We start from the raw sequence: 21,537 nt of genomic DNA, 5'->3' as shown, positions 1-21,537 counted from the left end.
GGGATAACCCCCGGCCGGGAAGAAGTATCACCCCCATGGCACACCGCCTCCCCCGTTCGGGATGCTGGGGTCCGCCAGCTCGAACGAGGGGACGGATGATCCGATGAAGTCGCTGAACCGCGCCGTGGACGCCATCAAGGAGCAGGACGCCCGGATGGAGCGCCCGGCCCTGTACGGCGCGCGGATGTGGCGCCAGGTCGGGCACCTGATGCTCAACTTCCCGCTGGGCGTCGCCGGCTTCGTGCTCTCGGTGACCGCGCTGTCGGCCGGCCTGGGGCTGGCGGTGACGGTGATCGGCCTGCCGGTGCTGGCCGCCGGCCTGGCCGGCTCCCGCGCCCTGGGCGCTCTGGGCCGCAGCCGGGCGCGCACGGCGTACGGCTCCGCGATCGACGATCCGCAGCCGGTGCAGCAGCGCCGCCCGGGCATGGTCGGCTACACCATCGCCCACCTCACCGACCTGCTGAACTGGCGCTCGGCGCTCTACAACGTGCTGATGCTGCCCTGGGGCATCCTGAGCTTCACCCTGACCCTGGTCTCGGTGATCACACTGTGGCCGGTTCTGCCCTTCATCGTGCGTGCGATGGCCGCGGTCGACCGGATCCTGATCGAGTCGCTGCTCTTCCCCGGCGCGCTGGCCGAACGGGTGCGCGAGCTGGAGGACGACCGCGGCACCGTGGTCGACACCGCCGCCGCCGACCTGCGCCGGATCGAGCGCGACCTGCACGACGGCGCGCAGGCCCGCCTGGTCGCGCTGGCGATGGACCTCGGCATGGCCAAGGAGCGGCTGCGGGAGGTGGAGAGCCAGGAGGACATGGCGGCCGCCACCCGGATGGTCGACAACGCGCACGGCGAGGTGAAGCTGGCCCTCCAGGAGCTGCGCGACCTGGCCCGCGGCATCCACCCGGCGGTACTCACCGACCGCGGCCTGGACGCGGCGCTGTCCGCCGTCTCGGCCCGCTGCACCGTCCCCGGCGGGGTGAAGGTGAACGTCGACCTCACCGGGCCGGACGGCGAACCCGAGCGCCCGGACTCGGCGGTCGAGGGCATCGCCTACTTCACCGTCAGCGAGCTGCTGACCAACGTCTCCAAGCACGCCGGCGCCACCACCGCCTCGGTGGACGTCTGGCGCTCGGACGACCAGCTGATGGTGCTGGTCCAGGACGACGGCCGGGGCGGGGCCGCCCCCTACCCGGGCAGCGGCCTGGGCGGGCTGGCCGAGCGGATCCGGGCGGTGGACGGGGTGTTCCTGGTGGAGAGCCCGGCGGGCGGCCCGACCACCGTCACCGTGGAGCTGCCCTGGCACACCCACACCGCCCGCCGCTAGGGCCCGTCCGGGCACGCGAAGGCCCGAACGCGGAGGCCCGAACACGAAGAAGCGCCGGGACCCGTCCGAGGCAGTGGACGGGGCCCGGCGCCGGGCCGGTGCGGCGGCCGGCCCGCGGAACCCTTGCACGGTGGGCGGGCCGGCCGGCGTACCGGGGTCGGGGGGAGTCGGAGTCGCTAGGAGCTGCTCTCCAGCGTGCCGAGGGTGACGTCGGCGGTCTTGCCGCTGCCGTCCCTGGTGTAGCCGACGGTGACCTTGCTGCCCGGGGTGAGCGAGGCCAGCGCGGTGGTGAGCGCGTTCAGCGAGTCGACCGGGGTGTCACCGATCTTGGTGATGACGTCCCCGGCCTGGAGCCCCGCCGCGGCGGCCGCGCCGCCCTGGCTGACCGCCACGATGACCGCGCCGGCCGGCTGGAACTGCTGGTTGAAGCTGGTCCGGGCGGTGATCCCGAGCGCGGCCCGACCGGAGTTGGTGACCTTGCCCTGCTTGATCAGCTGGTCGGTGATGTTGGTGATGGTGGACGCCGGGATGGCGAAGCCGATGCCGGGGGCGGCCGCGCCGTTGGTCTGCGGCTCGGTCGCGGCGAGGGTGTTGATGCCGATCACCTGGCTGTCCAGGTTGACCAGCGCGCCGCCGCTGTTGCCCGGGTTGATCGCGGCCGAGGTCTGCACCATGTTGCCGATGGTGGCGCCCGGCGAACCGCCGCCGCGGGGCTCGGAGACGGTCCGCCCGGTGGCCGAGACGATGCCCTGGGTGACGCTGCTGGAGAGCCCGAGCGGGCTGCCCATGGCCAGGGTGATCTGGCCGAGCTGGACCTTGCCCGAATCGCCGAAGGTGGCCGGCTTGAGGCCGCCGGGCGGGCTGCTGAGCTTGATCACCGCGAGGTCGGAGTCGGGGTAGCTGGCGACCAGGGTGGCGTCCAGCGCCTTGGTGGAGTTGGCCAGCGTGACGGTGAAGGTGCTCGCCGAGCCGACCACGTGGGCGTTGGTGACGATGTCGCCCTTGTCGTCGTAGACGATCCCGGAGCCGAGGCTGTCGCCGGTGGTGATCTGGACCACCGAGGGCAGCACGTCGGCGATCACCTTCTGGTACGCGTCCTGCAGCTGGTTGGCGCCGCCCGGCTGGGCGGCGGGGGCGGCGGAGGCCTGCTTGCTCGCACCGGAGGAGGAGCCGGCCGAGGGCGAGGAGGCCGAGGAGGAAGAGGACGAGCTGCTGCACCCGGCCAGCGCCAGGGCGAGCGCCGTGACGGCCGCGACCGCGCCCGGCACGAGCAGCCGCCGGTGCGCCGCCTTGGGCCCGGTCGGCCGGGGGCCGGCCGGCAGCGGTCGGTTGTGTTCCTTCTTTCGGCTCACCTGGCTGCCTCCGATTCGTCACCGCGCTGGGGGCGCGGGGCATGAGAGCACGGAAATCTTTGTCAGCATTCCACCGATTTGTCCGTTTTGCTGGCTGGACTCGCCCGAGCCCGATGGCCGAAACCGAACGCCTAGGATTGCCGCATGACTTGGTTGATCACCGGCGGTGCCGGATACATCGGCGGGCACGTCGTCCGCCAGCTGCTCGACGCCGGTGAGCGCGTCGCCGTCCTGGACGACCTCAGCACCGGCGACGCCTCCCGGGTGCCGGCCGGCGTCCCGCTGATCGAGGGCTCCACCCTGGACCGCGCCGTCCTGGACGCCGCGATCCGCGAGCACGGCATCGAGGGCGTCCTGCACTTCGCCGCCAAGAAGCAGGTCGGCGAGTCGGTCGAGCAGCCGTTCCTGTACTACCGGGAGAACATGATCGGCCTGCAGACGGTGCTGGAGGCCGCGGCCGAGGGCGGCGTCAAGCGCTTCCTGTTCTCCTCCTCCGCCGCCGTCTACGGCATGCCGGACGTCGACCTGGTCACCGAGTCCACCCCCTGCGACCCGATGAGCCCGTACGGCGAGACCAAGCTGGCCGGCGAGTGGCTGGTCGCCGCCGCGGGCAAGGCCTACGGGATGTCCACCGTGGCCCTGCGCTACTTCAACGTGGCCGGCGCCGCCTCCCCCGAGCTCTCCGACGCCGGGGTGTTCAACCTGGTCCCGATGGTCTTCGAGCGGCTGACCGCCGGCCAGGCGCCGCGGGTCTTCGGCGACGACTACGCGACCCCGGACGGCAGCTGCGTCCGCGACTACATCCACGTCTCCGACATCGCCTCGGCCCACGTCGCCGCCGCCAAGCGGCTGGCCGCCGACCCGGCCGGCGAGACCGCGCTGGTGCTCAACATCGGCCGCGGCGAGGGCGTCAGCGTCAAGGAGATGATCGAGGTCATCGCCAAGGTCACCGGCTACGACACCACCGCCGAGGTGACCCCGCGCCGCCCCGGCGACCCGGCCCGGGTGGTGGCCTCCGCCGACCTGATCCACCGCGAGCTGGGCTGGACCGCGAGCCACGACGTGGCGGACATGGTCTCCTCCGCGTGGGAGGGCTGGTGCAGCCGCCACCCCGGGGCCCGCAAGGCCTGACCCCCGGGTAGCACCACCGGACGGCGGTGTCCGCCCCGCTCAGCGGGCGGGCACCGCCGTGCCGTAATAGGCGTCCAGCGCGTACACGCAGCGGTCCTTGGAGCCGACGAAGACCCGCCCGCCGACCGCCACCGGGGAGCCGGTGAGCTCGCCCTTGGTGCCGAGCTCCCAGCGCAGCTGACCGGTCGCCAGGTCCAGGGTGTGCAGCGAGTGGTCCCGGCTGCCCAGGTGCACCAGGCCGTCGGCCACCGCCGGGGAGCCGACGATCTCGCCGCGCGCGGTGTAGCGCCAGCGCTCCCGGCCGGTCGCCGCCTCGAAGGCGTACAGCACCTCGCCGCTGCCCACCAGCACCATGCCGTCCCCGACCACCACCGGCTCGGCGCCCTGGCGGCTGCCGGTGACCCCGCGCCAGCGGTCCGTCCCGGTGGCCGCGTCCAGCGCGTAGACGGTGCCCAGGTAGTCGGCCACGTAGACCGCGTCGCCGTCCAGCGCCGGCGGGGTGAACAGCACCACCGGGGCGTCGAAGCGCCAGCGCTCGGTGCCGCTGGCCGCGTCCAGCGCGTACACCCGGGTGCCCGCCGTCACGTACAGCACGCCGCCGCGCTCGACCGGGTGCGCGGGCACGTCCTCGCCGACCTGGAAGGACCAGCGCAGGCCGGCGCCGCGCGGGTCCACGCAGCGCAGCCGTCCGGCGCCGTAGTAGTAGGCGGCGCCGCCCACCAGGACCGGGCCGGACTGCGGGTTCTCGTAGTCCTGCTGGGCGTCGTCGGCGCGCCACAGCTCGGCGCCGGTGGCGGCCGCGCGCAGCTGGACGCCGCCGCCGCGCACGCCGCAGCAGAGCACGCCGTCGGCGGCGGAGAGCGAGTAGACCCAGCCGTCCAGCGAGGTGCGCCAGCGCTCGGTGCCGTCCGCGACGTCCACGGTGTACAGGTGCGGGCCGTCCGCGGCGTGCACCCGGCCGGCGTCCACCGCGAGCGCCCAGGCGACGTCCCGGGTCTTGTAGCGGCGCTCGCCGGAGGCGATGTCCAGCGCGTGCACCTCGAAGCTGGAGACGAAGAGCGTCCCGTCGGCGACCACCGGGGTGCCCCAGACGTCGTTGGACATCCGGAACCGCCAGGGGCGCCAGCGGGCGGCCGGCGGCGGCGTGGGGGTCGGCGGGACCGGGACCGGCGGCGGGGTCGGCGCCGCCCGGCGGACCCAGTCGGTCGCGGCCGGAGCGGTGCCCGGGCCGGGCTGCTCGTGCTCGGCCCGGGGCCCCGGGCCTATCCGCACCGAGGCGCCGGACAACTGCACCTCGACGGCCACTGCGCCGGTGGGCGCGCGGTGCTTGTTCTTGGAGGGGATCTTCGCGGTCGGGACGGCGTCGTCCGGGTTCCCCGGGCGCGGCCCGGTGTGCACCGGTCCGGCGTGCACCGGCCCCGCGTGCACCGGTCCGGACGGCGGCGCGTGCCCGGCGCCCGGGTAGGTGCGCGGGTCGTCCGGGCCGGGGTGCCGCGGCGGCACGTGCGGCTGTGGCGGGCCCTGGGTGTGCGGCGGCCGCACCGGCTCGGCCGGTCCGGCGTACGGACCGGGCTGGGCGCTCGGGCGGGCCTGGGGGCTCGGACGGCGGCCGCGCTTGCGCTCGATCAGCTCCAGCGCGTGCGGGGGCAGCCAGTCGCCGGCCTCGCCGGTGGCGTCGTCCCGGGAGAACAGGTGCGGGGCCAGCTCGGCCTGGATCTGCGCCGGGGTGGGCCGGCGCTCGGGCGCCTGCTGCATGCAGGCGCGGACCAGGTCCATCAGCTCGGGCGCCATGCCGGTGAGGTCCGGCTCCTCGCGCAGCAGCTGGAACACCGTCTCGACCGGGTTGGAGCCCCGGAACGGCGGGTGCCCGGTGGCGCAGAAGACCATCAGCGAGCCGAGCGAGAAGACGTCGCTGGCGCCCCGGACGGTACGGCTGTCCCGGGCCTGCTCCGGGGACATGTAGGCAGGCGTCCCGACCGCGACGTTGGTCATGGTCAGCCGGGTGCTGGAGACCCCGGCCGCGATGCCGAAGTCGATCACCTTCGGGCCGTCCTCGACCACCAGGACGTTGGAGGGCTTGAGGTCGCGGTGGATCAGCCCGGCCGCGTGGATGGACTCCAGCGCCTCGGCGATGCCCGCGACCAGCCAGCGGGTCGCGCCGACCGGCAGCGGCCCGCACTCCTCGACCAGGTCCTCCAGCGAGGGCGCCGGGATGTACGCGGTGGCCAGCCAGGGCACCCGGGCGTCCGCGTCGGCGTCCACCACGGCCGCCGTGTAGAAGCCGCCGACCGTCTTGGCCGCCGCGATCTCGCGGGCGAAGCGGACCCGGAACAGCTCGTCCTCGGCCAGCTCCCCCCGGACGGTCTTGATGGCCACTCGTCGCCCGGCCGCAGAGCGCGCCAGGTAGACCAGCCCCATCCCGCCCGCGCCGAGCCGCCCCAGCACCTCGAAGGGCCCGATCCTCCTCGGATCGTGCGCCGTCAGCTGGTCCACTCCGCAGCCACCTCCCCGTCATCCGCACCCGCCGCGTGGTGCCGGACCCGATTCTCCAATGCCGCCCGGCGCATCTCCAACCTCCCCCACCGGGAGAAGGCCGCCGCCCCGGGCCGACAGTCCGCTGGTCAGCGGTGACGGAACGGCCGGATTCTGACGCCCGCTCCGGCCGCGGCTTGCGCCCCGGGACCCGGACCGTCGACGTGTCGCCCCGGACCAGCAGTCACGCTCTGTCACCCGACCACCCCTCAGCGGACTCGCCGTCACGCTATGGGGTCAAAAGCACACGGGGGGGCTTCAAGACCGCCTTCGGACCCCGGTGAATATCCGTCCGAAGTGGCTCAGGCCGCTATAGCAACCCCCCGTGCGGAGTAATAGTCGCATCACCGAATCGCGCCAAGATCGTGCCACGGTAAGCTGACGGCATGACAGGACAAGTTCGCACCGTCGACGGTCGCGTCGCCGGGCGACGCGGACAGGAGACGCGGCAGAAGCTGCTCGACTGCCTCCGCGAGATGCTCAGCACGTCGCCCTATCGGGACGTCAAGGTCATCGACGTCGCCCGTATGGCGGGTACCTCCCCCGCGACCTTCTACCAGTACTTCCCGGATGTCGAGGGCGCAGTCCTCGAAATCGCCGAGGAAATGGCCAAGGACTCCGACACCCTCAAAGAGCTGGTGGCCGGAAAGTCCTGGGCAGGGAAGTCCGGACCGACCACTTCGGAAGAACTGGTCGACGGATTCCTCGCCTTCTGGCGCAAGAACGACGCCATTCTCCGAGTGGTCACGCTCGGTGCCGCGGAAGGGGACAAGCGGTTCTTCAAGATCCGCATGACCGTCCTCAACTCGGTCGCCAAGCCACTCGCGGAGGCCGTCAAGGAACTCCAGGCGAAGGGTCAGGCCGACAAGTCGCTCGACCCGAACGCCGTCGCCGGGGCCCTGGTCTCGCTGCTCGCCTCGGCAGCCGAGCACCAGAAGGCCTTCACCTCCTGGGGCGTCAAGGTCAAGGACCTCAAGCCCAACCTCGCTCCCCTGGTGTACCTGGGCGTCACCGGCAAGAAGGCGCCCAAGTAGGACCGTCCTCCGATCCACCATCCGCTCCGCGCGCAGCCCCGGCCTCCTGTCCGGGGAACGACGGACGGCGGCCGTGTCCTCGGGGGAGGTCCGCCGACGTACCGCACGCGCGCCAGACATGCCGGTGGGCGGGCACCCCTCACACAGGGTGCCCGCCCACCGGCATTGATGCTGTTGTTCGCCCGCTCGCCTCCGGGGCGGTGTTCGCCCACCCCGAGGGGCCCTACGGGCAGCGGACCACTTGGCCGGCGTAGGCCAGGCCGCCGCCGAAGCCGAAGAGCAGGACCGGGTCGCCCGGGGAGAGCTCGCCGCGCTCGACCAGCTTGGAGAAGGCGAGCGGGATCGAAGCGGCCGAGGTGTTGCCGGAGTCGACCACGTCCCGGGCCACCACCGCGTCGGCGAGGCCCAGCTTGGCGGCGATCGCGTCGATGATCCGCAGGTTGGCCTGGTGCGGGACGAAGCCCTTCAGCTCCGACGGGTCGAGCCCGGCCCGCTCGCAGGCCTGCCGGGCCAGCGGGGCGAGCTGGGTGGTGGCCCAGCGGAACACCGACTGGCCCTGCTGGCTGATCACCGGGTCCCAGCCGGTGATCACCACGGCGTCGCCCCGTTCGGGCTCGGAGCCCCAGACCACCGGGCCGATGCCCGGCTCCGCGCCCTCCTCCTGGGCCTCGACCACCGCGGCGCCCGCGCCGTCGCCGAAGATCACGCAGGTGGAGCGGTCGGTCCAGTCGAGGGTGTCGGACATCCGCTCGGCGCCGATCACCAGCGCCCGCCGGGCCGCCCCGGCCCGGATCGCGTGGTCGGCGGTGGCCAGCGCGTACGAGAAGCCGGAGCAGACCGTGTTGATGTCGTACGCGGCGGGCGCGCGGACGCCCAGCCGGGCGGCCACCGCGGCGGCCGTGTTGGGACTGCGCTCGATCGCGGTGCAGGTGGCGACCACGACCAGGTCGATCTCCGCCGCCGTCCGGCCGCTGTTGGCCAGCGCCTTCTGCGCGGCCTCGGTGGCGAGGTCGACCAGGGTCTCGCCCTCGGCGATGTGCCGGGTACGGATGCCCACCCGGGCGCGGATCCATTCGTCGTCGGTGTCGACGAGTGCCGCCAGGTCGTCGTTGGAGAGGACCTTGGGAGGCTGGTAGTGCCCGAGTGCCACAATGCGCGAACCGCTCATGCTGCCATGGAACCGGGTTACCCGCTGGTCAACCGGGCATGACCGGCTACAGGATCCGCAGCTGTGATCTGTAGGGGCTCCACAAGGCCCTTGCGGCGCCTGGGCCCGGACGTCCGCCGAGGTCAGGCGGCCAGCGAGGTGGCGTCGCCCATCACGATCACCGGATGGGCGGCCGGGTCCAGGGTGCGGATCAGCTGGGCCATCTTGTCCTCGGGTATCGACACGCAGCCGTGGGTCGGGCCGTCGTGGTCGACGTGCAGCCAGATCCCGCCGCCCTTCTTGCTGCCCATCGGGCGGCGCATGTCGAGCGGGGAGCTGCCGGCGACCCGGTTGTAGTTGATCGCGACCACGTAGTCGAAGGAGCCCGCCAGCTGGTCGCCGAAGAAGCCCGTGCCGGAGACCACGAAGCTGGCGTCCTTGTCGTACGGGAGCTTGCTGCCGGGGTTGGCGTTGCGGCCGCCGGCGTCGGTGAGGTCGAAGACGCCGATCGGGCTGCGCAGGTCGCCCTCGTTGTGGTCGGTGGTCCAGCCGTTCTTGCCGTTGTGGCCCTGCCAGGTCTCACCGGCCAGCCAGCGGCCCTCGGGGGTGCGGGTCCACAGGGTGACGCTGTTCTTGTCGGTGTCCTTGCCCTGGCCGGTGGCGACCACGACCTGGGTGGTCGTGGCGGGGATCTTCGCGGTGAAGGAGGCGCCGAGGCCGGGTATCGCGGCCAGCGAGCCGTCCGGGCGGGTCTCGCTGCGCCCGGCGGCCGCGGGGGCGGCCTGCCGGTCGGCGGCGGCCTGGACGGCCGCGGGGTCGGGCGTCACGGGGTGGTCGGGCTTGCTGACGCCCTCCGGTCCGGGACCGTCGGCGGCCGCGGCGACGGACTTGGTGCCGTCCTGGCCGACGGTGTACCAGCCGGCGGCGGCCGCGACCAGCAGCGCGGTGCCGGCCATCACGGCCTTGCCGTGACGTTTCGGCTTGGCCTTGCGCCGCCGGCCCCGGGCGGCGGCCCGGCCACCGGGCTCGGGGGCCGCGGCGGCGAGGGGCGTGACGGACGCGAGGGGCTCGACCGGTGCGGGCTGGTCGTAGACCGGCTGCTCGTAGACCGGCTCCTGGTAGGCCGGTTCCTGGTAGGCCGGTTCCTGGTACGCCGTCTCCTGGTAGACCGACGGCTCGTGGAACACCGGCTCCTGGTGGGCGGGCGCCTGGTACCCGGGCTCCGGCTCGACGACGTACGGCTGGAAGGGCTGGAACGACTGCTCGTACGTCCCGGAGTACCCGTCAGCCGTCTGCCGGTACTCGCCGTAGTACTCCTGCGCGACAGGCTGCTGGTACGGCTCGTACGCGGCGTACGGCGCCTCGTGCGACTGCTGCGGCACCCCGTACACCGGCTCCTGCATCGGCTCGTACGGTGGGTACTCGGTGGCGCGATGAGAACCGGACATGCCGTCGATCCTGCCAAACGCCCTACCCGTTGGTAAACCCGGGTCGCGTGCGGGAGCCGTGAAGACGCCGCCGCCCGGAGCGCGGGTGCGGTCCGGGCGGCGGGAAAAGCGCAGGTCAGAGGCGCATTGCCTGCGGGGTCTCGCGACGCGTCAGGTCAGGGCCGTCGTACTCGCGGATGACCTCGTAGCGGGTGTTGCGCTCCACCGGGCGGAAGCCGGCGTCCCGGATCAGGCCGAGCAGGTCCTCACGGCCGAGCTTGTTCGGGGTGCCAAAGTTGTCCGCGTCGTGGGTGATCTTGTACTCGACCACCGAGCCGTCCATGTCGTCCGCGCCGTGGCTGAGCGCCAGCTGGGCGGTGGTGACGCCGTGCATCACCCAGAAGACCTTGACGTGCGGGACGTTGTCGAACAGCAGCCGGGAGACCGCGAAGGTCTTCAGCGCCTCGGCGCCGGTGGCCATCTCGGTACGGGCCATCAGCTTGTTGCGCACGACGCCGTCCTTGGAGTCGTGGAAGTCGTGCTGGTAGCGCAGCGGGATGAAGACCTGGAAGCCGCCGGTCTCGTCCTGCAGCTCACGCAGCCGCAGCACGTGGTCGACCCGGTGGCGGGGCTCCTCGATGTGGCCGTACAGCATGGTGGCCGGCGTCTTGAGGCCCTTGGCGTGCGCGAGGCGGTGGATCCGCGACCAGTCCTCCCAGTGGGTGTCGTGGTCGACGATGTGCTGGCGGACCTCCCAGTCGAAGATCTCCGCGCCGCCGCCGGTCAGCGACTCCAGGCCGGCGTCGATCAGCTCGTCCAGGATCTCGTCGGCGGGCAGGCCGCTGATCTTCTCGAACCAGTGGATCTCGGTGGCGGTGAAGGCCTTCAGCGAGACGTTCGGCAGCGCCGCCTTGAGCTCCCGCAGCGAGCGCGGGTAGTAGCGCCACGGCAGGGTCGGGTGCAGCCCGTTGACGATGTGCAGCTCGGTGAGGGAGTCGACCTCCATCGCCTTGGCGAGGCGGACGGCCTCCTCGATGCGCATCGTGTAGGCGTCCTTCTCGCCCGGCTTGCGCTGGAACGAGCAGTACGCGCAGGACGCGCTGCAGACGTTCGTCATGTTGAGGTGGCGGTTGACGTTGAAGTGGACGACGTCGCCGTTCTTGCGCGTCCGCACGTGGTGGGCCAGACCGCCCAGCCAGGCCAGGTCGTCGCTCCCGTAGAGCGCGATCCCGTCCTCGCGGGTCAGCCGCTCACCCGCGTAGACCTTCGCCTCCAGCTCGCGCTTCAGCCCTGCGTCCATGCGGTGCCCCGCCTCCTCAGACATTCGATTCCTTGCCGGAGACGAGGTTACGCCTATGCCGCGAGCAGCTCCGCGAGCAGACCCGGGTCGATGTTGCCGCCGCTGACCACGGCGGCGACCGACCGGCCCCCGGTCTCGGCGGCACGGTGGAAGTACGCGGCCGGGGCGACCGCGCCGGAGGGCTCGGCGACCAGCCGGCCGCGGCGGGCCAGCAGGGCGACGGTGGCGCGGATCTCGTCCTCCGTGACGGTGACGATGTCGTCCACGTAGGCGGTGATGTGCTCGTACGGCAGCACGCCGACCGAGGGGGTGCGCAGCCCGTCCGCGACGGTCCGGTAGGTGTCGGCGACCGGCCACTCCACCCGGCGGCCGGAGCGCAGGCTCGCCTGGGCGTCGGCGGCCAGCTCCGGCTCCACCCCGATCACCCGGATGCCCGGGCGGGTGAGCTTGAGCGCGGCCGCCGTCCCGCCGATCAGCCCGCCGCCGCTGACCGGCACCAGGACGGTGTCCAGTCCGTCCGGGGCGTCCTCGGCGATCTCCAGGCCGACCGTGCCCTGGCCCGCGATGATGAACGGGTCGTCGTACGGCGGCACCCAGACGTAGCCGTGCCGCTCGGCCAGCTCGGCGGGCAGGGTGTCCCGCTCCCCCGGTGGGACGAGGATCACCTCGGCGCCGTACGAGCGGGTGGCCTCCACCTTCACCGCGGGCGAGGTGTCCGGCATCACGATCACGGCCTTGAGCCCGAGCAGCTGCGCCGCGTAGGCCACCGCCTGGGCGTGGTTGCCGCTGGACTGGGCGACCACGCCGCGGGCGCGCTCGTCCGCGGTCAGCGCGGCCAGCCGGTTGTAGGCGCCGCGGGTCTTGAAGGCCCCGGTCGGCTGGAGGTTCTCGGGCTTGAGCCAGAGCCGCCGCTCGCCCTCGGACGCCCAGGGGGCGGGGACCAGCGGGGTGCGCACGGCGACTCCCGCGATCCGCTGCCGGGCGGCGTGCAGCTCCTCCAGACCGACCAGGACCATCTCGTCACTCTCCTACGGGGGGTAGCTCACTGACCCGGTTCTCCCACTTCGTGGAGAGTACGACGGTGGTGCGGGTACGGGCTACGCCCTTCGTGCCCGAGATCCGCTTGACCACCGACTCCAGGCCGGCCACGTCGGCCACCCGGACCTTGAGCATGTAGGAGTCGTCACCCGCGATGAACCAGCAGTCCTCGACCTCGTTGAGGTCCTTCAGCCGGAACGCGACGTCCTCGTGGTCGGCGGCGTCCGTGAGCTGGAGGCCGATCAGGGCCGTGACGCCGAAGCCGAGCGAGGCCGGGTTGACCGTCGCGCGGTAGCCGGTGATCACACCGGCCTGCTCCAGGCGGTTGATGCGGTCCGTGACGCTCGGGCCGGAGAGTCCGACCAACCGGCCCAGCTCGGCGTAGGACGCACGGCCGTTCTCCCGGAGCGCCTGGATGAGCTGTCTGTCCACCGTGTCCATATACCGTCCGCGTCCTTCCGAACCTCGCCAGACCCACAGATCATTATCCGGATTCAAAGGCGCCGTGCGCTGACCGACCCGGATATCGCAGAGAAGATACTCTCCCGCCCTCGGTCGCCTTACTCCCCCTCAGCCCGAGCGGCCTCCCCGTCGCCCGGTTTGCGGGCCGCCGCGCCCAACTCGCCCTCCCAGCGCAGGTACAGGGAATGCGGCACGCCGACCGCGTCCAGCACCCGGCCGGCCACGAAATCCACGAGTTCGCGCACGGTGGAGCCGCCGGCGTAGAAACCGGGCGAGGCGGGCAGCACCACCGCGCCCTGCGCGTCGAGTTCCACCAGGTGCTTCAACGTCACCCCGTTGAGTGGTGCCTCGCGCACGCAGACGACGAGCGGGCGGCGCTCCTTGAGGGTGACGCTGGCCACCCGCTGCAGCAGGTCCTTGCTCAGGCCGAGGGCGATCCCGGCCACCGCGCCGGTGGTCGCGGGGACCACCAGCATGCCCTTGGCCGGGTACGAGCCGCTGGACGGGCCGGCCGCGAAGTCCCCGGCGGGCCAGTACCGGACGTCGTCCAGGCCCTCCGCCGTCCCCAGCCACTCGGCGAGGTCGGTGCGCCAGTGGGCGTCCCGGAAGGAGATGCCGGTCTCGTCCAGGATGGTGAGCCGGGCGGCCCGGCTGACGATCAGGTCCACCGCCTCACCGGCGGCGAGCAGCGCCCGGAGCACCGAGGCCGCGTACGGCGTCCCCGACGCTCCCGAGACCCCGACCACCCACGGCTGACGCTTCGCAGTTCCCATGGAGGCAATTCTGTCTCGCCCTCACCTGCGGCTTCGCCCCGGGCACGACGGAGCGGGCCCGCGCGGGCGCGCCCCCTGGGAGGATGGGCGCATGGCAGCGACCCTCGTCGACCTCACCCATCAGGTGACCACCGCGATGCCGGTCTACCCCGGCGACCCGGCCGTCCTGCTGGAGCCCGCGCTCACCACCGCCACCGCCGGGGTGAACGTGCTGGCCCTGCACCTCGGCTCGCAGTCCGGGACGCACGTGGACGCGCCGTACCACGTGGACGTCACCTGGCCGACCCTGGACGGGCTGCCGCTGGAGCGGTTCACCGGCCCGGCCGTGGTCGCCGACCTGCGCGGACTGGAACCCCGGACGGCCGTCACCCCCGAACTGCTGGCGCCCGCACTGGCCCGCTGCGGCGAGGGCTCCGTCCTGCTGCTGGCCACCGGCTGGGCCCGGCACTGGGGCACCGACGCCTACCTGGCCCACCCCAGCCTGACCGCGGCCGCCGCCGAGGCGATCGTGGCCGCCGGGGTGCGGACGGTCGGCGTGGACGCGCTGAGCGTGGACCCCACCCCCGACCCGGGGCCGGAGGACCCGGCGGTGGCCGCGCTGCTCGCCGACCTCACCGACGAGCACGACGGGCCCGACCCGGTGGAGGAGCCGACGCTGGCCGCCCACCGGGTGCTGCTGGGGGCGAGCGGCGGCGGGGTGATCGCCGAGAACCTGACCGACCTGCGGGCGCTGCTGGCGGCCCAGGAGGCCGGTCGGCCGGTGGAGGTGTCGCTGTTCCCGCTGCGGCTGGTGGCCGCGGACGGGGCGCCGGTGCGGGCGGTGGCGCGGCTGGGCTGACCGGGCGCGGCGCGGCCGGGCCGCGCTGGCACCGACGGGGCACCGACGGGGGCGCCGACCCGGCACCGATTGGGCACCGACGGGGTCCGCACTTGGTCTAGACCAACTCTGGTGGCGCCACTAGGCTTTCCCGCCATGGCTGAGATCATCGGAGTGGTCGAGCGACTCTGGCGCTACCCCGTGAAGTCCACCGGCGGTGAGCGGCTCGACTCCGTCGACGTGGACGTGCGCGGCCTGGCCGGGGACCGCCTCTACGCCGTCCGCGACGCCTCCGGGAAGCTCGGCTCGGGCAAGAACACCCGCCGCTTCCGCCGGATGGACGGCCTGCTCCGGCTCTCCGCCCGCCTCGGCCGCCGGATCGACGGCCCCGAACTGTTCGACCCGCTCGGCCGCCCGGTCGACCACCCGACCGCCTTCCTGCGCGCCTACCTCCAGCGCGCGGACGTCGAACTCGCCCGCGAGGACGCCGTCTCGCACTTCGACCGGCTGCCCGTCAGCGTGCTCACCACCGCCACCCTGGACTGGGTCCGCGAGGCCGTCCCGTTCGCCGTGGTCGACGAACGCCGCTTCCGCCCCAACATCGTGCTGCGCACGCCACCGGGCACCCCGCCCTTCGTCGAGGACGCCTGGTTCGGCCGGCACGTCCACGGCGAGGCCCCGGACAGCGCCCGGCTCGCCCTCGTCACCTCCAGCGAGCGCTGCGCGATGACCGGCGCCCCGCAGCCCGGCCTGCCACACGCGCCGGAGATCCTCAAGGCGATCGTGCACGCCCACGACGGCCGGCTCGACGCCCTCGCCGAGGTCGCCGCGCCCGGGCGGCTGCGGCTGGGCGACCGGCTGGTGCTGGACTGAACCCCGGCCCGGGTCCGACGGTTCTCCCGGTCTCTCGGTCTCTCGGTGCTCGCGGTTCTCGCGGTTCTCGCGGTTCTCGCGGTTCTCGCGGTTCTCGAAAAAAGTTCGGCCGGGACCGCAACCCCGACGGCGTTCGAACGTCTCTCTAGGAGAACGGCGGGTTCGCCCCCGCCGTGGCGGACCGCGACTGACGCCGGGGGTACGGCCCCTGACCTCCGGTCCGCCCCACCCGAACTGATCGACCGGCGCCAGAACGCCGCCGGTGCAACACCCTGAGGGGTACCCAGAATGTCTGCTGCGCGGGAAACCCGTTCCCGCTCGACCATCGTCACGGCCGCCACCCTGGGCGTGCTGCTGGCCACCGGCGTGGTGATGGCCTCCCCGGCCGCCTACGCCGCCGACCTGACCGCCGCCAAGCCCCGGGCCGCCGCCTCCTCGACCGCCGCCCGCACCTCAAGCCCGGCCGCTGCCAAGACCTTTGCCCCGCCGGCCGCCGCCCCCGCCGCCGTCAAGCCGACGCTGTCGGTGCGGCCGCCGGCCTCGGTCGGCAGCGGGGGCCGCCCGGTCGAGTTCACCGAGACCGTCACCAACTCCGGTACCAGCGAAGCCTCGTACACGCTCAAGCTCGACGTGCGCAGCGGCCTCGCCCGGTCAAAGGAGCACATCACCCTCGAGTCCCGTGCTGCCGACGGCAGTTGGCAGCCGGTCGAGCTGGCCTTCGAGCAGGGTGCGGACGGCTTCCACTTCACCGGCGAGATTCCGGGCGTGACCGTCGCCGCCGGCGCCGGCCGGACGCTCCACCTGCGCCTGGCCGCCCGCGTCGACAACGACCGGGCCGGCCAGGACACCGGCATCACGCTGTCCTCCGCCATCCTGGACCCGGCGACCGGGACCGTCCTGGCCGAGAACACCGGGGAGATCGCGGTCGAGTCGCTGTCGGTGCGGGTCGAGGGCGCACCCACGAGCGCCGTGATCGGCGGCGCCCCGGCCGAGTTCGACGTCACCCTGGCCAACTCCAGCGCCTCGGGCTACGACAACGCGGCCTTCGTGCTGCAGGCCGACCGGCACAGCACCCTCCAGGTGCGGACGGCCGACGGCGGCTGGCAGGACGTCACCGGCACGCCGACCCAGGGCCCGGGCGGCAAGGTGCTGTACCGCCTCACCGAGGACCGGACCCTCGCGGCGGGCGCCTCCGTCACCCGGCACGTCCGGCTGGCCTTCACCGCCGGGGCCGTGGCGGGCAAGACCCACGTCACCCCCGGGGCCGTCCTCGACGAAGGCGAGCAGCACCCGACGTACGTGGGCCCGCGGGGCTTCCCGGTCGACCTCACCGCCGCCACCCCGGCGGCAGCGGCCGAGGGCACCACCAGCACTCGTACCGATACCGGCCGCACCGTCCGGGCCGGCTACACCGTCACCTCGGGCAGCGACTCCGGCAGCACGGCCCTGGCCGCCGGCGAGCTCGCCCGCACCGGCTCGCGCGGCATGCGGCAGGCCGCGCTGGGCGCCGCCGCGCTGCTCGCCGTCGGCATCGGCGCGGTGTTCCTCGCGCGCCGCCGCCGCGCCTGACCCCTCCCCGAACCACCCGAGCCCCGACCCCCGGAACCGTCCGGGGGCCGGGGCTCGGCGTTTGTGCGAGGCCGGGTGCGGGTGCGGTTCGGGTGCGGTTACGGGCCCTAGCCGCGCACCAGGCAGAAGGGGTGGCCCGCCGGGTCGGCGTAGATCCGCCACCCGCCGGCGTCGTGCAGCCGCACCGCGCCGAGGGCCAGGACGGCGGGCTCGACGGCGTCGAGGTCGGGCACGTCGATGTCCAGGTGTGCCTGCTGGGGGTGTTCGGGATCCCCCCACTCGGGCGGGCGGTGGTCGGCGACGCCTTGGAAGCAGAGCACCGTGCCGCCGTCCAGGTGCAGGGTGGACCAGCCGGGGCCGAGAGCCCAGCGCCGGTCCGGGCGGTCGACTTCGCCGCCGAGCAGCCCGGCGTAGAACCGGGCGAGCAGGGCCGGGTCCGGGCAGTCGAGCACGAGGCACTGCAGGGTGCCGATCACGGGCGGTCTCCTCCGGTGGGCTTCGCTTCCGGGGCCGATCCTCCTCCAGCACCGAGGAGTTCAGCCGGTCGGGGCTCCGTCCGGCTGGGCTCCGTCCGGCTGGGCTCCGTCCGGCCGGACAGGCCCGGCGGCCGCGGGCGCCCCCGGCGGCAGGACCACCGCCCGCAGGTAGGCCTCGACGAACAGGTCCAGCATCTCCTCCAGCGGGGGCAGGGCGGCGCCGAGGGCGGGCTCCAGCACCGGTCTCAGCAGCACGTGGTTGACCAGCGGGCTGATCATCAGCTGGGCCAGCACCGGGAGCGGCAGCGGGCGCAGCCGGCCCGCCTCGACGTGCGGCAGCAGCAGCCGGGCGAAGCCGTCGAACATCCGCGGGAGGTGGGCCGCCATCATCCGGGCGGCGGGGCCGTCCGGTCGGCCGAAGAGGTCGGCGAAGACCGCCGGGATGACCCGGGGCTCGCCGGTCCAGGCCGTGGCGAAGGCGCCGTGGATCGCCCGGACGGTGTCCTCCACGCTCTCCGGCGGGTCCGCGACCAGCGCCTCCAGGTCCGGCAGCGGGCCGTACTGGAGGAAGACGGCGGCGAACAGGCCGTCCCGCCCCTCGAAGACGGCGTGCAGGCTGGGCAGCGAGCACTCGGCCCGATCGGCCACGGCGTCCAGGGTCACCCCGGCCAGGCCGCGTTCGGCCACCAGCCGGGCCGCCGCCTCGATCGCCCGCTCCCGTACCGGCGGCCGTCCGCCCGGGTCGACGCCGGTCCGCCGGACGGCCTCGTCCAGCGGGGCCCGGGAGCCGCCGAGGCGCCGCAGCAGCGTGCTGCGCGACATGCCGGCCGCCGAGGCGATCGCCGTCAGCGGGACGTCCGCGACGTCCTGTCCCCGCGCCTTCGCCGCCGCCAGGGCGGCCGCCACCAGATCGTTCATGTGAGACATCGTACTACTTGACACCTGAGACGGTTCCAGAGACGCTCTATATGCACGTTCCATCCAGGAACGACAAGGGATCCAAGGGGAGAGAGCCATGAGCGTCGTCATCTCCGGGGGCGGACCGGCCGGAATGGTGTTAGGTCTGATGCTGGCCCGCGCGGGCGTCGAGGTGACCGTGCTGGAGAAGCACGGGGACTTCCTGCGCGACTTCCGCGGCGACACCGTCCACGCGTCCACCGTGCGCCTGATGGACGAACTCGGCCTCGGCCGCAAGTTCGCCACCCTGCCGCAGAGCCGGCTCGGCAACCTCGTGATGCCGGTGCCCGGCGGCGGCCAGTTCGAACTGAGCGCCTACGACCAACTGCCCGCGCCGTACAACTACATCGCCATGATGCCGCAGTGGGACCTGCTCAACTTCCTGGTCGAGGAGGCGCAGCGGGAACCCACCTTCACCGTGCGGATGGACACCGAGGCCACCGGACTGCTCCGGGAGGACGGCCGGGTGGTCGGGGTCCGCTACCGCACCCGGGACGGCGAGGAGGGCGAAATCCGCGCCGAGCTCACCGTCGCCGCCGACGGCCGGCACTCCACCCTGCGCCGGGAGGCCGGCCTGGTGCCCGAGGAGTACCCCGTGCCCTTCGACACCTGGTGGTTCCGGCTCCCCCGGCACGCCCACGAGCAGGCCGGGCAGCCCAGCCTCATCCCCGCCTTCGGCGACCGCGAGATGATCCTCAGCCTCCCCCGCGACGACTACTTCCAGATCGCCTACTTCAAGTCCAAGGGCTCCGACCCCCAGCTGCGCGCCGAGGGCGTCGACGGCTTCCGCGCCCGGATCGCCGGACTCCTGCCGCAGTACGCCGACCGGGTCGACCAGTTGACCGGCATGGACGAGGTCCACCTGCTCGACGTCAAGCTCAACCGGCTGGACCGCTGGTACGTGGACGGGCTGCTGCTGATCGGCGACGCCGCCCACGCGATGTCCCCGGCCGGCGGCGTCGGCATCAACCTCGCCATCCAGGACGCCGTCGCGGCCGCCGCCCTGCTCGCCGAACCGCTGCGCCGCGGCCGCCCGACCGTCGCCGCCCTGGCCCGGGTCCAGCAGCGCCGCTGGTGGCCGACCGTGGTCATGCAGCGCCTCCAGCGGGTCCTGCACCGCATCATGTTCGTCCCGGTGCTCACCGGGCGGCGCTCCGGGCCGCCGACCGCCTTCATCACGGTCGCTCGCCGGGTGCCCGCCCTCCGGATCGGCCTGTCCCGGCTCCTCGCCCTGGGGCCGCGCCCCGAACACGCCCCGGCCTTCGCCCGCCGGCCGTCGGCCTGACCGGGCGGGCGGCCCCTGGGCGAGCGGCCGACCCGACCGGGCGGCAGGCCCGCAGCGGACCGGCCGTTCGGACGGGCGGTTTCCGGGGAACGACCCCCGGCATGACGATCCCTCACCGCCTGACCGGCACCGGCGACCACCCCGTCCTCGTCCTGCACGACTGGTTCGGCACCAGCGCGGGCTGGGGCCCCTTCCTCGACTACCTCGACGGCAAGTCGTTCAGCTACGCCTTCCTCGACTACCGCGGCTACGGCGAGCGCAAGGACGTGACCGGCGCCTACACCCTCGCCGAGATCGCCGCCGACGCGCTCGCCCTCGCCGACCAGCTCGGCTGGGACCGCTTCTCCGTGGTCGGCCACTCGATGGGCGGCAAGGCGGCCCAGCAGGTGCTGGCCGAGGCGCCGCTGCGGGTGCGCAAGCTGGTCGGCCTGGCCCCGGTGCCCGCCGGGGCCTACCCGCTGGACGAAGCGGGCGCGGCGCTGTTCTACGGCGCCGCCGAGGACCGCGAGAAGCGGTACGCGATCCTCGACCTGGTCACCGGGCAGCGGGCCGGCCGGGTCTGGCTGGACCGGATGGTCGACCAGTCGCTGCGGCTGTCGACCCCCGAGGCCTTCGGCAGCTACGTCCAGGACTGGGCCTCGGCCGACCTGGAGCACCGGATCAGCGGGAACCCCGTCCCGGTCAAGGTCATCGTCGGCGAGCACGACCTCGCGCTGACCGCCGACGTGATGCGGGGCACCTGGCTGGAGCACTACCCCAACGCCGAGTTGGAGGAGCTCGGCGGCAGCGGGCACTACCCGATGTACGAGGCGCCGGTGGCGCTGGCGACCTCGCTGGAGTCCTTCCTGCACAACTGACGCCTGCACGACCGGCGCCTGCACGACCGACGGCTGCCCAACCGACGACTGCACGACCGGCCCGCGGAGTTCACCCGTTCGGGTGAGTTCCCGGCCGGGGGCGGGGATGTCCGGCAGGCTCCCGCCCGCCCCTGACCGGCCGTCGGCCCGCGGGAACGCCCGGGTCGGCCGGGGGCACCGGCCCGCGGCCGGCCCGGGCGTAGACGCCGACGCATGCACCGGAGACCCGTACGCATGGGGAGTCGGAGCCTCCGCACCTACCGTCGGAGTCATGACGGAGAAGACAACCGACGACGCGTCGACCGTGCTGCTGCTCGGCGCCCCCGGCGCGGTCGGGCGCCACCTCGGACTGCAACTCGCCGCCGCGGGGGTGCGGGTGCGGGCGCTGACCCGGCGGGTGGACCGGGCCCGGCAGAAAGGCTACGTCCTGGGCGACCTGCGCGACCCGGAGTCCCTGCGGGCGGCCGCGCACGGCGTCGACGCGGCGTTCCTGGGCTGGCCGTTCGCCACCGCCGAGGGCGCCGCGGAGGCGGTGGCGGCGCTGGCCGGCGAGGTCGGGCGGGTGGTCCTGCTCTCCTCCGCCGCCGTCCGGGACGTCCCGGGCGCCGGCCCGTACTCGCCCGGACGGCCGGACGGGGAGATCGAGGCGCTCCTCACGGCCGGCGGGCTGCGGCACACCGTGCTGCGACCGCACGGCTTCGCCGCCGACGCGCTGCGGTGGGCCGAGGAGATCCGGGCCGGGGGCGCCGTGCGCGGCTACGGCGGCGGGGCCGGGCTGAACGTGGTCGACGAGCGGGACATCGCGGCGGTCGCCGCCCGGGCGCTGACCGAGGACGGGCACGACGGCGCCCGCTACGTCCTCACCGGCCCCGAGTCCCCCACCCAGGCCGAGCAGGTGCGGATCATCGGCGAGGCGGCCGGGCGGGAGGTCCGCTGGGAGGAGATCCCCCGCGAGGCCGCCCGCCACCGGATGCTCACCACCGGCTGCCCCCCGGCCCTGGTGGACGGCGCCCTGGACTTCCTCCACGCCCGCACCACCACCCCCGAACCGGTCACCACCACGGTCCAGGACGTCACCGGCCAGCCCCCGCGCCCCTTCCGCGCCTGGGCCGCGGACCACGCCCACTTGTTCCGCTGAGACGCCCGGCCGACGACGAGTAGGCTCGGACGGGACGAGAGGAGA

19 protein-coding genes are annotated in these 21,537 nt (G+C 73.7%); 9 read left to right on the top strand and 10 right to left on the bottom strand.

The window, feature by feature from the left end:
• The first annotated feature begins 154 nt into the window (after positions 1-154).
• Entirely contained in the window at positions 155-1,324 is a 1,170-nt protein-coding gene (locus tag ACFVXG_RS12600; protein WP_387927152.1) for a sensor histidine kinase, read from the top strand.
• Between the two features lie 176 nt (positions 1,325-1,500).
• Here ACFVXG_RS12600 and ACFVXG_RS12595 read toward each other — a convergent pair whose 3' ends face one another.
• Complete coding sequence (locus tag ACFVXG_RS12595; RefSeq protein ID WP_387927150.1) at positions 1,501-2,598, bottom strand: S1C family serine protease; 1,098 nt, start codon at positions 2,596-2,598, stop codon at positions 1,501-1,503.
• Positions 2,599-2,820: 222 nt separating this feature from the next.
• On the opposite strand from ACFVXG_RS12595, the gene galE reads away from it, so the two are divergent.
• Entirely contained in the window at positions 2,821-3,807 is a 987-nt protein-coding gene (galE, locus tag ACFVXG_RS12590; RefSeq protein WP_387926859.1) for a UDP-glucose 4-epimerase GalE, read from the top strand.
• 39 nt (positions 3,808-3,846) lie between these two features.
• Here galE and ACFVXG_RS12585 read toward each other — a convergent pair whose 3' ends face one another.
• Positions 3,847-6,300 carry a PQQ-binding-like beta-propeller repeat protein gene (locus ACFVXG_RS12585; protein WP_387926857.1) on the bottom strand — a complete coding sequence of 818 codons (2,454 nt, stop codon included), beginning with the start codon at positions 6,298-6,300 and terminating at the stop codon, positions 3,847-3,849.
• A gap of 425 nt (positions 6,301-6,725) precedes the next feature.
• On the opposite strand from ACFVXG_RS12585, the gene ACFVXG_RS12580 reads away from it, so the two are divergent.
• Positions 6,726-7,373, top strand: coding sequence for a TetR family transcriptional regulator (locus ACFVXG_RS12580; RefSeq protein ID WP_188307623.1), 648 nt, complete (start codon positions 6,726-6,728; stop codon positions 7,371-7,373).
• A 223-nt stretch (positions 7,374-7,596) separates the two neighbouring features.
• Here ACFVXG_RS12580 and ACFVXG_RS12575 read toward each other — a convergent pair whose 3' ends face one another.
• The 6 genes from ACFVXG_RS12575 to ACFVXG_RS12550 form a co-directional block, all read right to left on the bottom strand.
• Entirely contained in the window at positions 7,597-8,541 is a 945-nt protein-coding gene (locus ACFVXG_RS12575; protein ID WP_387926855.1) for a beta-ketoacyl-ACP synthase III, read from the bottom strand.
• A 122-nt stretch (positions 8,542-8,663) separates the two neighbouring features.
• On the bottom strand, positions 8,664-9,968 hold the full coding sequence (locus ACFVXG_RS12570; RefSeq protein WP_387926853.1) for a L,D-transpeptidase family protein: 1,305 nt from the start codon (positions 9,966-9,968) through the stop codon (positions 8,664-8,666).
• 115 nt (positions 9,969-10,083) lie between these two features.
• Entirely contained in the window at positions 10,084-11,247 is a 1,164-nt protein-coding gene (gene mqnE / locus ACFVXG_RS12565) for an aminofutalosine synthase MqnE (RefSeq protein WP_387926851.1), read from the bottom strand.
• A gap of 53 nt (positions 11,248-11,300) precedes the next feature.
• Positions 11,301-12,263, bottom strand: a complete 963-nt coding sequence (locus ACFVXG_RS12560; RefSeq protein ID WP_387926849.1) for a threonine/serine dehydratase — start codon at positions 12,261-12,263, stop codon at positions 11,301-11,303.
• A gap of 4 nt (positions 12,264-12,267) precedes the next feature.
• Positions 12,268-12,726, bottom strand: coding sequence for an Lrp/AsnC family transcriptional regulator (locus ACFVXG_RS12555; protein ID WP_030055719.1), 459 nt, complete (start codon positions 12,724-12,726; stop codon positions 12,268-12,270).
• A gap of 119 nt (positions 12,727-12,845) precedes the next feature.
• Complete coding sequence (locus tag ACFVXG_RS12550) at positions 12,846-13,520, bottom strand: UbiX family flavin prenyltransferase (RefSeq protein ID WP_387926847.1); 675 nt, start codon at positions 13,518-13,520, stop codon at positions 12,846-12,848.
• Between the two features lie 91 nt (positions 13,521-13,611).
• On the opposite strand from ACFVXG_RS12550, the gene ACFVXG_RS12545 reads away from it, so the two are divergent.
• The 3 genes from ACFVXG_RS12545 (at position 13,612) to ACFVXG_RS12535 (ending at position 16,779) form a co-directional block, all read left to right on the top strand.
• Positions 13,612-14,358 carry a cyclase family protein gene (locus tag ACFVXG_RS12545; protein WP_387926845.1) on the top strand — a complete coding sequence of 249 codons (747 nt, stop codon included), beginning with the start codon at positions 13,612-13,614 and terminating at the stop codon, positions 14,356-14,358.
• 135 nt (positions 14,359-14,493) lie between these two features.
• Positions 14,494-15,210: an MOSC domain-containing protein gene (locus tag ACFVXG_RS12540; RefSeq protein ID WP_387926844.1), complete on the top strand. Its 717-nt coding sequence runs from the start codon at positions 14,494-14,496 to the stop codon at positions 15,208-15,210.
• Between the two features lie 288 nt (positions 15,211-15,498).
• A complete protein-coding gene (locus ACFVXG_RS12535; RefSeq protein ID WP_387926843.1) occupies positions 15,499-16,779 on the top strand; it encodes a hypothetical protein in 1,281 nt (426 codons plus the stop codon).
• A gap of 107 nt (positions 16,780-16,886) precedes the next feature.
• On the opposite strand, the gene ACFVXG_RS12530 is transcribed toward ACFVXG_RS12535, so the two are convergent.
• On the bottom strand, positions 16,887-17,255 hold the full coding sequence (locus ACFVXG_RS12530) for a VOC family protein (protein ID WP_387926841.1): 369 nt from the start codon (positions 17,253-17,255) through the stop codon (positions 16,887-16,889).
• Between the two features lie 60 nt (positions 17,256-17,315).
• Positions 17,316-18,173, bottom strand: coding sequence for a TetR/AcrR family transcriptional regulator (locus tag ACFVXG_RS12525; protein ID WP_387926839.1), 858 nt, complete (start codon positions 18,171-18,173; stop codon positions 17,316-17,318).
• A 97-nt stretch (positions 18,174-18,270) separates the two neighbouring features.
• Between ACFVXG_RS12525 and ACFVXG_RS12520 the strand changes: the two genes are divergently transcribed.
• From ACFVXG_RS12520 to ACFVXG_RS12510, 3 genes are all read left to right on the top strand, one after another.
• The gene (locus tag ACFVXG_RS12520) at positions 18,271-19,497 is read left to right on the top strand and encodes an FAD-dependent oxidoreductase (protein ID WP_387926837.1); all 1,227 of its coding nucleotides are present in this window, start codon (positions 18,271-18,273) and stop codon (positions 19,495-19,497) included.
• Positions 19,498-19,598: 101 nt separating this feature from the next.
• Positions 19,599-20,354, top strand: a complete 756-nt coding sequence (locus ACFVXG_RS12515) for an alpha/beta fold hydrolase (protein ID WP_387926835.1) — start codon at positions 19,599-19,601, stop codon at positions 20,352-20,354.
• A gap of 271 nt (positions 20,355-20,625) precedes the next feature.
• Entirely contained in the window at positions 20,626-21,492 is an 867-nt protein-coding gene (locus ACFVXG_RS12510; RefSeq protein WP_387926834.1) for an NAD(P)H-binding protein, read from the top strand.
• Positions 21,493-21,537 lie beyond the last annotated feature (45 nt).

Origin of the sequence: Kitasatospora sp. NPDC058162 (assembly GCF_042884005.1) — a bacterium.
GTDB lineage: Bacteria > Actinomycetota > Actinomycetes > Streptomycetales > Streptomycetaceae > Kitasatospora.
Note: the sequence above shows the minus strand (reverse complement) of the source record. Positions and strands in the feature narration are given on the sequence as shown.

What these genes read in the sequence shown, in the direction of transcription:
- ACFVXG_RS12520 (WP_387926837.1), top strand. Translation starts at nt 18,271, where the DNA reads ATGAGCGTCGTCATCTCCGGGGGCGGACCGGCCGGAATGGTGTTAGGT.
- ACFVXG_RS12580 (WP_188307623.1), top strand. Translation starts at nt 6,726, where the DNA reads ATGACAGGACAAGTTCGCACCGTCGACGGTCGCGTCGCCGGGCGACGC.
- ACFVXG_RS12555 (WP_030055719.1), bottom strand. Translation starts at nt 12,726, where the DNA reads ATGGACACGGTGGACAGACAGCTCATCCAGGCGCTCCGGGAGAACGGC.
- ACFVXG_RS12525 (WP_387926839.1), bottom strand. Translation starts at nt 18,173, where the DNA reads ATGAACGATCTGGTGGCGGCCGCCCTGGCGGCGGCGAAGGCGCGGGGA.
- ACFVXG_RS12540 (WP_387926844.1), top strand. Translation starts at nt 14,494, where the DNA reads ATGGCTGAGATCATCGGAGTGGTCGAGCGACTCTGGCGCTACCCCGTG.
- ACFVXG_RS12575 (WP_387926855.1), bottom strand. Translation starts at nt 8,541, where the DNA reads ATGAGCGGTTCGCGCATTGTGGCACTCGGGCACTACCAGCCTCCCAAG.
- ACFVXG_RS12545 (WP_387926845.1), top strand. Translation starts at nt 13,612, where the DNA reads ATGGCAGCGACCCTCGTCGACCTCACCCATCAGGTGACCACCGCGATG.
- ACFVXG_RS12510 (WP_387926834.1), top strand. Translation starts at nt 20,626, where the DNA reads ATGACGGAGAAGACAACCGACGACGCGTCGACCGTGCTGCTGCTCGGC.
- ACFVXG_RS12560 (WP_387926849.1), bottom strand. Translation starts at nt 12,263, where the DNA reads ATGGTCCTGGTCGGTCTGGAGGAGCTGCACGCCGCCCGGCAGCGGATC.
- ACFVXG_RS12535 (WP_387926843.1), top strand. Translation starts at nt 15,499, where the DNA reads ATGTCTGCTGCGCGGGAAACCCGTTCCCGCTCGACCATCGTCACGGCC.
- galE (WP_387926859.1), top strand. Translation starts at nt 2,821, where the DNA reads ATGACTTGGTTGATCACCGGCGGTGCCGGATACATCGGCGGGCACGTC.
- ACFVXG_RS12550 (WP_387926847.1), bottom strand. Translation starts at nt 13,520, where the DNA reads ATGGGAACTGCGAAGCGTCAGCCGTGGGTGGTCGGGGTCTCGGGAGCG.
- ACFVXG_RS12600 (WP_387927152.1), top strand. Translation starts at nt 155, where the DNA reads ATGGAGCGCCCGGCCCTGTACGGCGCGCGGATGTGGCGCCAGGTCGGG.
- ACFVXG_RS12570 (WP_387926853.1), bottom strand. Translation starts at nt 9,968, where the DNA reads ATGTCCGGTTCTCATCGCGCCACCGAGTACCCACCGTACGAGCCGATG.
- ACFVXG_RS12515 (WP_387926835.1), top strand. Translation starts at nt 19,599, where the DNA reads ATGACGATCCCTCACCGCCTGACCGGCACCGGCGACCACCCCGTCCTC.
- mqnE (WP_387926851.1), bottom strand. Translation starts at nt 11,247, where the DNA reads ATGGACGCAGGGCTGAAGCGCGAGCTGGAGGCGAAGGTCTACGCGGGT.